Source organism: Burkholderia singularis (assembly GCF_900176645.1).
GTDB classification, from domain to species: Bacteria; Pseudomonadota; Gammaproteobacteria; order Burkholderiales; family Burkholderiaceae; genus Burkholderia; species Burkholderia singularis.
In genome coordinates, this window is the sequence record NZ_FXAN01000093.1 from 1 (window position 1) to 11,741 (window position 11,741).

The 11,741-nt window shown below is 67.6% G+C and carries 9 protein-coding genes and 1 pseudogene; 8 read left to right on the forward strand and 2 right to left on the reverse strand.

Features of this window, described 5'->3' with window-relative positions:
• Nucleotides 1-205: 205 nt before the first annotated feature.
• The 3 genes and pseudogenes from hemL to BSIN_RS19890 form a co-directional block, all read left to right on the forward strand.
• A pseudogene (gene hemL, locus BSIN_RS19880) lies at nt 206-1,510 on the forward strand (glutamate-1-semialdehyde 2,1-aminomutase); the annotation flags it as partial.
• A gap of 32 nt (nt 1,511-1,542) precedes the next feature.
• Nucleotides 1,543-2,676, forward strand: coding sequence for a bifunctional diaminohydroxyphosphoribosylaminopyrimidine deaminase/5-amino-6-(5-phosphoribosylamino)uracil reductase RibD (ribD, locus tag BSIN_RS19885; protein ID WP_089341722.1), 1,134 nt, complete (start codon nt 1,543-1,545; stop codon nt 2,674-2,676).
• Between the two features lie 18 nt (nt 2,677-2,694).
• The gene (locus BSIN_RS19890; RefSeq protein ID WP_089341723.1) at nt 2,695-3,333 is read left to right on the forward strand and encodes a riboflavin synthase; all 639 of its coding nucleotides are present in this window, start codon (nt 2,695-2,697) and stop codon (nt 3,331-3,333) included.
• Between the two features lie 14 nt (nt 3,334-3,347).
• Here BSIN_RS19890 and BSIN_RS19895 read toward each other — a convergent pair whose 3' ends face one another.
• Nucleotides 3,348-3,956: a uracil-DNA glycosylase family protein gene (locus tag BSIN_RS19895; RefSeq protein WP_089341724.1), complete on the reverse strand. Its 609-nt coding sequence runs from the start codon at nt 3,954-3,956 to the stop codon at nt 3,348-3,350.
• Nucleotides 3,957-4,267: 311 nt separating this feature from the next.
• On the opposite strand from BSIN_RS19895, the gene ribBA reads away from it, so the two are divergent.
• The 4 genes from ribBA to BSIN_RS19915 all read left to right on the forward strand — a co-directional run bounded on the left by ribBA (nt 4,268) and on the right by BSIN_RS19915 (nt 7,774).
• Nucleotides 4,268-5,383 (forward strand): bifunctional 3,4-dihydroxy-2-butanone-4-phosphate synthase/GTP cyclohydrolase II, encoded by a 1,116-nt coding sequence (gene ribBA, locus BSIN_RS19900; protein WP_069233976.1) that lies wholly within the window; start codon nt 4,268-4,270, stop codon nt 5,381-5,383.
• Nucleotides 5,384-5,468: 85 nt separating this feature from the next.
• Nucleotides 5,469-5,987 carry a 6,7-dimethyl-8-ribityllumazine synthase gene (gene ribH / locus BSIN_RS19905; RefSeq protein WP_059519923.1) on the forward strand — a complete coding sequence of 173 codons (519 nt, stop codon included), beginning with the start codon at nt 5,469-5,471 and terminating at the stop codon, nt 5,985-5,987.
• Nucleotides 5,984-6,424, forward strand: a complete 441-nt coding sequence (nusB, locus tag BSIN_RS19910; protein ID WP_089341725.1) for a transcription antitermination factor NusB — start codon at nt 5,984-5,986, stop codon at nt 6,422-6,424. The genes ribH and nusB overlap by 4 nt, the downstream gene beginning before the upstream one ends.
• Nucleotides 6,425-6,580: 156 nt before the next feature.
• Nucleotides 6,581-7,774, forward strand: coding sequence for a pyridoxal phosphate-dependent aminotransferase (locus BSIN_RS19915; protein WP_089341726.1), 1,194 nt, complete (start codon nt 6,581-6,583; stop codon nt 7,772-7,774).
• A gap of 374 nt (nt 7,775-8,148) precedes the next feature.
• Here BSIN_RS19915 and BSIN_RS19920 read toward each other — a convergent pair whose 3' ends face one another.
• Nucleotides 8,149-9,276: a lytic transglycosylase domain-containing protein gene (locus BSIN_RS19920; protein ID WP_089341727.1), complete on the reverse strand. Its 1,128-nt coding sequence runs from the start codon at nt 9,274-9,276 to the stop codon at nt 8,149-8,151.
• A 586-nt stretch (nt 9,277-9,862) separates the two neighbouring features.
• Here BSIN_RS19920 and BSIN_RS19930 point away from each other — a divergent pair.
• Entirely contained in the window at nt 9,863-11,422 is a 1,560-nt protein-coding gene (locus BSIN_RS19930) for a UbiD family decarboxylase (RefSeq protein ID WP_089341728.1), read from the forward strand.
• Nucleotides 11,423-11,741: the final 319 nt, after the last annotated feature.

The following is an 11,741-nucleotide window of genomic DNA, read 5'->3' on the forward strand; positions in this document are numbered from 1 at the left end:
CCCTGCCAGCGCATCGGCACGAGCGCGATCGTCCGCCGCGCGCCGCGCACGGCGCGTCACCCGCGCGCCCCGGCGCGCCAAACCGCCACGCCCGCGCCGGACTCGCGCCGCACGCGTCTTAGGTACAATCGAGCGGTCAACGCATAGCCATCCCCGATACGCCGTCCGACGCGAACCGCGGCCCCGCCGCTCGCGCGCACGGCCCTCTCTGTCGCAGGTCCCATTCATGTCGAACAATCAAACTCTCTTCGAACGCGCGCAACGAACCAATCCGGGCGGCGTCAATTCGCCGGTGCGCGCGTTCCGCTCGGTCGGCGGCACGCCGCGTTTCGTCAAGCGCGCGCAAGGCGCGTATTTTTGGGACGCCGACGGCAAGCGCTATATCGACTACATCGGCTCGTGGGGGCCGATGATCGTCGGCCACGTGCATCCGGAGGTGCTCGACGCGGTCCAGCACGTGCTTGCCGACGGCTTTTCGTTCGGCGCGCCGACCGAGGCCGAGATCGAAATCGCCGAGGAAATCGTGAAGCTCGTGCCGTCGATCGAGCAGGTGCGCATGGTCTCAAGCGGCACCGAGGCGACCATGAGCGCACTGCGCCTTGCGCGCGGCTTCACCGGCCGCAGCCGGATCGTCAAGTTCGAGGGCTGCTATCACGGGCACGCCGACAGCCTGCTCGTGAAAGCGGGCTCGGGGCTGCTCACGCTCGGCAACCCGACGTCGGCGGGCGTGCCGGCCGACGTCGCGAAATACACCACCGTCCTCGAATACAACAACGTCGCCGCGCTGAACGAAGCGTTCGCCGCGTTCGGCGATGAAATCGCCGCGGTGATCGTCGAGCCCGTCGCGGGCAACATGAATCTCGTGCGCGGCACGCCCGAATTCCTGAATGCGTTGCGCGCGCTGTGCACGAAGCACGGCGCCGTGCTGATCTTCGACGAAGTGATGTGCGGTTTTCGCGTCGCGCTCGGCGGCGCGCAGCAGCACTACGGCATCACGCCGGATCTCACCTGCCTGGGCAAGGTGATCGGCGGCGGCATGCCCGCCGCCGCCTTCGGCGGCCGCCGCGACATCATGGCCGAACTCGCGCCGCTCGGCGCGGTGTATCAGGCCGGCACGCTATCGGGCAATCCGGTCGCGGTCGCCGCGGGGCTCGCGACGCTCAAACTGATCCAGGCGCCCGGTTTCTACGACGCGCTCGCCGACAAGACGCGCCGCCTCGCCGACGGCCTCGCCGCCGAGGCGCACGCGGCGGGCGTGCCGTTTTCGGCCGATGCGATCGGCGCGATGTTCGGCCTCTACTTCACCGAGCGCGTGCCGACCCGCTTCGACGACGTAACCAAGAGCGACATCGAGCACTTCAAGCGCTTCTTCCACCTGATGCTCGACGAAGGCGTGTATTTCGCGCCGTCCGCTTATGAGGCGGGTTTCGTGTCGAGCGCGCACGACGACGCGACGCTCGACGCCACGCTTGCCGCCGCCCGCCGCGCGTTCGCGGTGCTCGCCGGCTGAGCGCGCGGCCGCTCGAACCACAGGACGCGCCCATGTTTTCGGAACAGGACTTTATCCACATGCAACGCGCGCTTGCGCTCGCCGCGCGCGGGATGTACACGACGACGCCGAATCCGCGCGTCGGCTGCGTGATCGTCAACGGCGACGCCGTCATCGGCGAAGGCTTCACCCAGCCGGCCGGCCAGGATCATGCGGAAGTGCAGGCGCTCAAGGACGCGCGCGCGCGCGGCAACGACGTGCGCGGCGCGACCGTCTACGTGACACTCGAGCCATGCAGCCACTTCGGCCGCACGCCGCCGTGCGCGCATGCGCTGATCGACGCGCGCGTGGGCAAGGTGGTCGCCGCGATGGAAGACCCGAATCCGCAGGTGTCCGGACGCGGCCTCGCGATGCTGCGCGATGCGGGCGTCGACGTGCGTTGCGGCCTGCTCGCGCACGACGCGCACGAGCTGAACGTCGGCTTCGTGTCGCGGATGACGCGCGGCCGGCCGTGGGTGCGGATGAAAGCCGCCGCGTCGCTCGACGGCCGCACCGCGCTCGCATCCGGCGAAAGCCAATGGATCACCGGCGAAGACGCGCGCGCAGACGGCCACCAGTGGCGCGCGCGCGCCTGCGCGATTCTGACGGGCATCGGCACCGTGCGCAAAGACGATCCGCGGCTCACCGTGCGCGGCGTCGACACGCCGCGGCAGCCGCGGCGCGTGCTGGTCGACAGCCGCCTCGACGTGCCGCTCACCGCGCACATTCTCGAAGACGCGCCGCCCGTCATTTTCTGCGGCGCGCTCGACGCGCAGCGCGAAGAGCGCGCGCAGGCGCTACGCGCGCGCGGCGCCGAGATCGTGCCCCTGCCGAACGCGCACGGCAAGGTCGATTTGCCCGCGATGCTCGCCGCGCTCGGCGAGCGCCAGATCAACGAGCTGCACGTCGAGGCGGGCCATAAGCTGAACGGCTCGCTGCTGCGCGAGCATTGCGTCGACGAACTGCTCGTCTACGTCGCGCCGACCCTGCTCGGCGCGGATGCGGCATCGATGTTCGATCTCGCCGGGCCCGCGTCGCTCGCGGACCGCGCGCGGCTCGCATTTCACAGCGTCGAGCGCATCGGCGACGACCTGCGCGTGCTCGCGCGTTTCGTCGGCGCTCACACCGCTGCGCCCTCCACTCTCTGACAACGGAAACCGACCAAAATGTTTACCGGAATCGTCGCGGCAGTCGGCCGCATCGAAACGATCGCGCCGCTAGGCGCCGAACCCGAGGCCGGCGTGCGCGCCACCGTGCGCGCCGGCGCGCTCGATCTGGCCGACGTCGCGCTTGGCGACAGTATCGCGATCCAGGGCGCGTGCATGACCGTCATCGCGAAAACGGCCGACACGTTCGACGTGGAGATCTCGCGCGAGAGCCTGAACCGCACGGTCGGCCTCGCCGCGCCGGGCGAAGTGAATCTCGAAAAGGCGCTGCGCGCGCACGACCGGCTCGGCGGCCATCTGGTGTCCGGGCACGTCGACGGGCTCGGGGTCGTCACGCGCTTCGCGCGCGTCGGCGAGTCGCACGAGCTGCGCATCGTCGCGCCGCGCGAGCTTGGCCGCTATCTCGCATACAAGGGATCGATCACCGTCAACGGCGTGAGCCTCACGGTCAACGCGATCGACGATCAAGCGCACGGCTGCGAATTCTCGATCAATCTGATTCCTCATACGGTCGAGGTGACGACGCTCAAGCATTTGCAGCCGGGCTCGCAGGTCAATCTCGAAATCGATCTGATCGCGCGGTATGTGGAGCGGATGCTGGCCACCGCCTCCGCGGCCGGCGGCCAGCCTTCCCGGTAAATCGATTGCCGGAATCAGCCGCCGGGCGCGCCAAGCTGCCGCGCGATGCGCCGCCGCAATTCCGGCAGCACATCGGAGCCGAACCACGGATGACGCTTGAACCACGCCTGGTTGCGCGGTGACGGATGCGGCAGCGGCAGTACCGCCGGGCCGTATTCACGCCACGCTTGAACGGTTTCGGTCAACGACGCCCGGCGTGCGTCGCGCAGGAAATGCCGCTGCGCATACTGGCCGATCAGCAGCGTGAGACGGATCGCCGGCAGTTCCGCGAGCAGACGGTCGAGCCACAGCCGCGCGCATTCGGGACGCGGCGGATTGTCGCCGTTCGCGCCGCGGCCCGGATAGCAAAATCCCATCGGCACAATGGCAAAACGCGACGCGTCGTAGAACGTGCCGGCATCGACGCCCAGCCATTCGCGCAGCCGCTTGCCGCTCGCGTCGTCCCACGGCACGCCGCTCGCATGCACGCGCGCGCCCGGCGCCTGCCCGACGATCAAGATGCGCGAGTCGCGCCGCGCGCGCAGCACCGGACGCGGGCCGAGCGGCAGCTCGGCCTCGCAGGCGCGACACGCGCGAATATCGGCAAGCAGCGCGTCGAGCGGTGTGCGGAGTGATTCAGGCATCGGCGGAGACTGTCATGTTCAAGGCCCGCGCATCGCGCGGCAACGAACATTGTAAGCCGGACGCTTGCCAAGCCAGGCAAGGCCAGTTCAACCCGGACCAGGCTGGGCCGGAGACCGCGCGGCCGATCCAGGCCGCGCCGCAACGCCATCCGGCCTCCCCCGGAATGCAAGGGTCCGCACCCCGCCCGCGGATTCGTCCGCGCCCGGCCGCATCGGCCGTTCGGCCAATGCAACGGGCCGTCGCGCCATCCGAGGCGATAACCCGCCGCGCGTGGCGTAAAATACGCGCTTTCCCTTTCATGCATCCCTTTATGACGCTCGCCTCCACGCCCGACATCATCGCCGAGCTGAAAGCCGGCCGGATGGTGATCCTGGTCGACGAAGAAGACCGCGAAAACGAGGGTGACCTCGTGCTCGCCGCTGAATTCGTCACGCCGGAAGCGATCAATTTCATGGCGCGTTACGGCCGCGGGCTGATTTGCCTCACGCTCACGCAGGAGCGCTGCAAGCTGCTGAACCTGCCGCTGATGACGTACCGCAACGGCACGCAATACGGCACCGCGTTCACGGTCAGCATCGAGGCGGCCGAAGGCGTGACGACGGGCATCTCGGCGGCCGACCGCGCGCGCACGATCGCCGCCGCCGTCGCGCACGACGCGCGGCCCGAGCACATCGTCCAGCCCGGCCACGTGTTCCCGATCATGGCGCAGCCGGGCGGCGTGCTGGTGCGCGCGGGCCACACCGAGGCGGGGTGCGACCTGACCGCGCTCGCGGGCCTGACGCCCGCGGCCGTGATCTGCGAAGTCATCAAGGATGACGGCACCATGGCGCGCCTGCCGGATCTGATCGAATTCGGCCGCGAGCACGGGCTGAAGATCGGCACGATCGCCGATCTGATCCACTACCGCAGCCGCACCGAATCGATCATCGAACGGGTCGCCGAGCGCACGATGCAAACGGCGCACGGCGCGTTCAAGGCCGTGCTGTACCGCGACCATCCGAGCGGCTCGCCGCATATCGCGCTCGTGCGCGGCACGCCCGCGTCGCACGAAGCCACGCTCGTGCGCGTGCACGAGCCGCTGTCGGTGCTCGATCTGCTCGAAACCGGCGTGTCGACCCACTCATGGACGCTGCACGCCGCGATGAAGGCGATCGCCGAGCGTGAGTGCGGCGTGATCGTGCTGCTCAATTGCGGCGATACCAACGAGCACCTCGTCGACGTGTTCCTCGCGTTCGACGAACAAGAGAAGGCGGCCGCGCTCAAGCGCCGGCCGGTCGATTTCAAGACGTTCGGCATCGGCGCGCAAATCCTGCGTGATGTCGGCGTCGGCAAGATGCAGGTGCTGTCGAATCCGCGCAAGCTCGGCAGCATGTCCGGCTACGGCCTTGAGGTCGTCGGCTTCGAGCCGATGCCGGGCGGCGCGTAACGGTTTTGTCACGGCTTTCGTGCCGTACTTGTCGTCAGCCTGCGCTGCAGTCAATCACACCGCTCATCCACTTTACGGAAAAAATATGGAAATCGGACAATATCAACCGAATCTCGAAGGCGACGGCCTGCGTATCGGCATCGTTCAGTCGCGCTTTAACGAACCCGTGTGCAACGGCCTCGCCGATGCCTGCGTCGAGGAACTGGAACGGCTGGGCGTTGCCGGCGAGGACGTGCTGCTCGTGACGGTGCCGGGCGCGCTCGAGATTCCGCTCGCGCTGCAAAAACTCGCGGAAAGCAACCAGTTCGACGCGCTGATCGCGCTCGGCGCGGTGATCCGCGGCGAGACGTATCACTTCGAACTTGTGTCGAACGAGAGCGGCGCGGGCATCACGCGCATCGCGCTCGATTTCAACACGCCGATCGCGAACGCCGTGCTCACGACCGACACCGACGAACAGGCGATCGCGCGGATGACCGAAAAGGGTCGCGACGCCGCGCGCGTTGCCGTCGAGATGGCCAATCTCACGATCACGCTCGATCAACTCAGCGACGACGAAGAGGACGAGGACGACGAAGAAGACGACGAAGAGGAACGCGCATGAAGAAGAGCGCCCGCCGGCAATCGCGCGAGCTTGCGACGCAAGGCCTGTATCAATGGCTGCTGTCGAATGCGGCGCCGGGCGAGATCGACGCGCAATTGCGCGGCGCACTGGGTTACGACAAGGCCGACAAGACGCTGCTGGATACCCTGCTGCACGGTGTGATCCGCGAACACGCGGCGCTCTCGGACGCGCTCTCGCCAAACCTCGATCGCCCGATCGACCAGCTCTCGCCCGTCGAACGCGCGGTGCTGCTGATCGCGACGTATGAACTCACGCACCAGATCGAAACGCCGTATCGCGTGATCATCAACGAAGCGGTCGAGTTGACGAAGACGTTCGGCGGCTCGGACGGCTACCGGTACGTGAACGGCGTGCTCGACAAGCTCGCCGTCAAGCTGCGGCCGACCGAAACGCAGGCGCGGCGCGCCCCGTCGTAATGCGCCCGGCGGGCGCGCCGGGCGGCTGTCGGTGCGCCCGCCTGCCGGCCCATGCCGCGCGCGGCGTTCATGCAACCGCATCGCCGCCGCGCGCGGGCGTTTCCCGCTGCGGCCCCTGCGTCGCCCGCTCCCTTTTGTAATCGCCTCTATCCGACGATGAACACCGCCACCGATTCGCCCGTCAGGCTTGCGTCGCGCGTCGATGCGATCGAGCCGTTCTATGTGATGGAAATCGTCAAGGAAGCCGCCGCGCTCGAGCGCGCGGGCCGCGACATCATCCACATGAGCATCGGCGAGCCGGATTTCACCGCGCCGGAGCCGGTCGTCGAGGCGGCCGCCGCCGCGTTGCGCCGCGGCGTCACGCAATATACGAGCGCGCTCGGCATCGCGCCGCTGCGCGAAGCGATCGCCGCGCACTACGCGCGCGCATACGGGCTCGCGATCGAGCCCGAGCGCATCGTCGTCACGGCGGGGGCGTCGGCAGCGCTTTTGCTCGCCTGCGTCGCGCTCGTCGGCCGCGACGACGAGGTGCTGATGCCCGATCCTTCATACCCGTGCAACCGCCACTTCGTCGCGACGGCCGAGGGCCGCGCGATCCTCGTGCCGAGCGGCCCCGAAGCGCGCTTCCAGCTCACCGCGCGCGACGTGGACGCCCGTTGGACCGAGCGCACGCGCGGTGTGCTGCTCGCGTCGCCGTCGAACCCGACGGGCACGTCGCTCGCGCCCGACGAACTCGGCCGGATCATCGGCGCGGTGCGTGCGCGCGGCGGTTTTGCGATCGTCGACGAGATTTATCAAGGATTGAGCTACGGCGGCGCACCGGTATCGGCGCTGTCGTTCAGCGATGACGTCGTCACCGTCAACAGCTTTTCGAAATACTTCAACATGACGGGCTGGCGGCTAGGCTGGCTCGTCGTGCCGCCGGCGCTCGTCGCCACGTTCGAGAAGCTCGCGCAGAACCTGTTCATTTGCGCTTCCGCGCTCGCGCAACATGCAGCGCTCGCGTGCTTCGAGCCGGATACGCTCGCCATCTACGAAGCGCGCCGCGCCGAATTCCAGCGCCGCCGCGACTTCATCGTGCCGGCTATCGAATCGGTCGGCTTCAAAGTGCCGGTGATGCCGGATGGCGCATTCTATGTTTACGCGCAATGCGGCGGCGTCGCGCACCCGGCGGCCCGCGACAGCGCCGCGCTCACGCAGGCAATGCTGCACGACGCGGGCGTGGTGCTGGTACCGGGCATGGATTTCGGCATCCATGCGCCGCGCGACTATATCCGGCTATCGTATGCAACCGCGTATGCGCGGCTGGAAGAAGCGATCGAGCGGCTACACAAGCTGTTTGGCGGGTAATCACCACGCCGCGCGCCGCGCTAGATTGCACTGGCGGCCAAGCAGAGGCTGTGCAAACGAAACGGTAGCCCAATGGGCTCGAAGCGCCGTATCCGCCAGGCGCGCTGGGCTCGGGCGCACCGCCCCGGTCGTGTTCAGCGGTGCGTCGCGCGAGCCGCGCCGCATCACACCACACTGCACCGCCCGACGCGGCACGGCGCAGGCGCCGCTCGACACTGCCAAACTACGGACCTCCCAGCCGTTCGCCCGGAAAACGGTCTGGCCGGATACAAGAAGGCCGGGCCCGCTGAAAGCGTGGCCCGGCCTTTTCTCATTCTTTATCCTCAACCGCTCCCGCCGGAACCGGAACAGTGGCAATCCGCCCAGACGCCGAGTCAGGTACCAAGATCGGGGGCGGCAGGATCGTGCTTCGCCGCCGTGTCGACACTGGCATCGTCGTCCTGCGGCTGCGCCTTCGACGCGGCAGCAGAATTCATCGTCAGCGGGTGCGCGCTGTCGAGCGTCGCGTGCACGCGTTTTTGCGATCCGCCCGTCGCGCCCGGCGCCGACACCGCCACCGTCGTCACCGCCCCCTGCGCAGGCTGCTGCGGCGTGAAGATCGGCACCTTGCGGCCACGCGCGACATCGCGCAGCCGATCGCGTTCGCTGATCACCTTCGCGCCATAGCCGCCGTCATCCGCCGACGCCGCGCCGACGTACAGCCGCAACCCGCCGGCAACCGAGCCGCCGCGCGCAATGCAATCCTTCAGCACGAGCGCGCCAACCTGAATGTTGACGAGCGGCTGCAGCGCCGCGCCCGTGCCGCCGAAATACTCGAACTTGTCTGAATGGACCTTCGACATCACCTGCATCAGGCCCTGCGCGCCGACGCCGCTCTCGGCGTAGGGATTGAACCCTGATTCAATCGCCATCACCGCCAGAATCAGCAGCGGATCGATGCCGACTTCCCGGCCCGTCTCGAATGCCGTCTTCACGAGCTGGCCGAGCGGCTCCTGCGCAACGCGGTAGCGCCGCGCCAGATAAGTCGCGACGAGCGCCTGCTCGCGATTGGACACGAGCGCGCGATTGTCGCGCGCATCGGCGGCAACGCGCTGCGCCGGGATCAGTTTCGCGAGCGACACCGGCGACACGCCATTGCGCACCGCATCGAACGTCGCGTCCGCCGGGCTCGCCGCGGCTGCCGCGACCGGCGTGGCAGATACCGTCTGCGCACGAACCATCGCTTCGTTCTCGTTCACGCCCGAAGGGCCGAACGACGGCAGCGGATGGCCGCTAAGCAGCCGCGCCGGGCCCGCCTCGACCGCAGCCGACACAAAAGGCATCAGCTTCGCCGCCAACGTGCCGCGCACGTTCGGCAGCAGCCATAGCGCGAGCGAAACCGCCACCGCGCAGCAGCCGACGACGCTAAACAAATGGTGACTGACACGCGTCCCACGACGCAGCACAACGCGCAACATCTGCGCATGCCGCTCGTTGGGGCGCCACGATAACCAAGCATTCATTCAGATCCTCCATGAGCATGACGCCTGCGGCTCGCTCGGCTCTGGATGGCGAGACGTGACGCGCTGCCGCGGAATCAAGACACCGAGCGTCTTGGTTGGACCGCATCGGTATCGGAGAGACGGTATAAGTACCGTCCGGGGCCACGGCGGAATTAAGCCTGCGCACAGAGGCGGGCACACGCGCGGTGGCTCCCACGCAAAAAGCCAGCGCTGACTGGGCGCTGGCCAGGGCAACAAACAGACCGTCGAAAAACCGTGCAGGTGTCGGCCGACGGAGACGCGTTGCGTCTATAGGACCGGGGATGGATTGGTTCAAAAAACTTGAGCCTGCAACCAATGTGAGCGGATTCTAGCAGGGTTTTATAGATCGTCAACACTATAGAAATAGATTTTCATAACAAAAAGTAATGTTTAGACAGAGCGCTGCGGCCGGTGCCGCTTACCGTCTGGCATCCCGATCCGCCGCCATTTTTTGAGATTTCGGGCGGCTGACCGTTCGGCCGGGTAAAATCGGCGCTCGCTTCCGGGCGGACCCGATGCCTGCCCTCACCGCCGCCGCCTGCCGCGCGCGGCCCGGATATTCTTCATGAGATACAAAGATTTACGCGATTTCACGAACAACCTCGAGCGGCTCGGCGAGCTGCGGCGCGTCACGCAACCCGTATCGCCCGTGCTCGAGATGACCGAGCTTTGCGATCGCGTGCTGCGCGCGGGCGGCCCCGCTCTGTTGTTCGACGCGCCGCCCGGCTATCGGTTTGGGGTGCTCGGCAATCTTTTCGGCACACCGCGGCGCGTTGCGCTCGGCATGGGCGTCGATGCCGACGACCAGGCCGCGCTCGCGTCGCTGCGCGACATCGGCCGGCTGCTGTCCGCGCTCAAGGAACCCGATCCGCCGAAAAGCCTGAAGGACGCCGGCAAGCTGCTGTCGCTCGCGAAGGCCGTCTGGGATATGGGGCCGAAAACCGTATCCGCGCCGCCGTGCCAGGAAATCGTTTGGGAAGGCGACGACGTCGATCTCGCGCGGCTGCCGATCCAGACCTGCTGGCCGGGCGACGCCGCGCCGCTCGTCACGTGGGGGCTCACGGTCACGCGCGGGCCGAACAAGACCCGCCAGAATCTGGGCATCTATCGCCAGCAATTGATCGGCCGCAACAAGCTGATCATGCGCTGGCTCGCGCATCGCGGCGGCGCGCTTGACTTCCGCGAGTTCGCGCTGCGCCATCCCGGCCAGCCCTACCCGGTCGCCGTCGTGCTCGGCGCCGATCCGGCGACGACGCTCGGCGCGGTCACGCCCGTGCCCGACACGCTGTCCGAATACCAGTTCGCCGGCCTGCTGCGCGGTGCGCGCACCGAACTCGCCAAGTGCGTGACGCCCGGTGTCGACACGCTGCAGGTGCCCGCGCGCGCCGAGATCGTGCTCGAAGGCTTCATCCACCCGCAGCCGGACCGCGCGGCACCCGCGCCGGCCGGCGCGCCGCCCCGGCCGGCCACCGGCCCGGCGGCGGCTTACGAACACGCGCTCGAAGGACCTTACGGCGATCACACGGGCTACTACAACGAGCAGGAATGGTTTCCGGTGTTCACCGTCGAGCGCATCACGATGCGCCGCGACGCGATCTATCACACGACCTACACCGGCAAACCGCCTGACGAGCCGGCCGTGCTCGGCGTCGCGCTGAATGAAGTATTCGTGCCGCTGCTGCAAAAACAGTTTCCCGAGATCACCGATTTCTACCTGCCGCCCGAAGGCTGCAGCTACCGGATGGCGATCGTCCAGATGAAGAAAAGCTACGCGGGCCATGCGAAACGCGTGATGTTCGGCGTCTGGAGCTTTTTGCGGCAGTTCATGTACACGAAGTTCATCGTGGTCGTCGACGAGGACGTCGACGTGCGCGACTGGAAGGAAGTGATCTGGGCGATCACGACGCGAGTCGATCCGGCGCGCGACACCGTGCTCGTCGAAAACACGCCGATCGACTATCTCGATTTCGCCTCGCCCGTCGCGGGCTTGGGCTCGAAGATGGGCCTCGACGCGACCAATAAATGGCCCGGCGAAACGCAACGCGAATGGGGCCGGCCGATCGAGATGGACGCCGCCGTGAAGGCGCGCGTCGATCGGCTGTGGACCGAAATCGGCTTGTCGTGAGCGCCGCGGCTGCCGTAGCGTTTTGTGCCGTCATCGCGCGATGAACCCGGACGACGAAAAGCGCGCGGACAGAGGGCCGATGCGCGTGCCATTTGGCGTGACATTTGATATCGGCGCGGTTGTCCGCTTATTTCTCGTATGACGCGATCGCCGGCGGCGCTCGCGACTTGATTCCGAACGTCACCGCCTGACAGCGGCGGGATTTGCATGGGCCGCAACGCGGCAGGCAAGCGGCCCAGCGGCAAGCAGGACGCCTGGGACGCCGCGGCGTCAGATGCGGGCCCGGCTGGCGGCCGGGCCGCTTCGCCGGGATCGCGTT

Excerpts from the sequence above, each read along its gene's own strand:
- BSIN_RS19930 (WP_089341728.1), top strand. The coding sequence starts at position 9,863 with ATGAGATACAAAGATTTACGCGATTTCACGAACAACCTCGAGCGGCTC.
- ribBA (WP_069233976.1), top strand. The coding sequence starts at position 4,268 with ATGACGCTCGCCTCCACGCCCGACATCATCGCCGAGCTGAAAGCCGGC.
- BSIN_RS19915 (WP_089341726.1), top strand. The coding sequence starts at position 6,581 with ATGAACACCGCCACCGATTCGCCCGTCAGGCTTGCGTCGCGCGTCGAT.
- nusB (WP_089341725.1), top strand. The coding sequence starts at position 5,984 with ATGAAGAAGAGCGCCCGCCGGCAATCGCGCGAGCTTGCGACGCAAGGC.
- BSIN_RS19895 (WP_089341724.1), bottom strand. The coding sequence starts at position 3,956 with ATGCCTGAATCACTCCGCACACCGCTCGACGCGCTGCTTGCCGATATT.
- BSIN_RS19890 (WP_089341723.1), top strand. The coding sequence starts at position 2,695 with ATGTTTACCGGAATCGTCGCGGCAGTCGGCCGCATCGAAACGATCGCG.
- ribH (WP_059519923.1), top strand. The coding sequence starts at position 5,469 with ATGGAAATCGGACAATATCAACCGAATCTCGAAGGCGACGGCCTGCGT.
- ribD (WP_089341722.1), top strand. The coding sequence starts at position 1,543 with ATGTTTTCGGAACAGGACTTTATCCACATGCAACGCGCGCTTGCGCTC.
- BSIN_RS19920 (WP_089341727.1), bottom strand. The coding sequence starts at position 9,276 with ATGAATGCTTGGTTATCGTGGCGCCCCAACGAGCGGCATGCGCAGATG.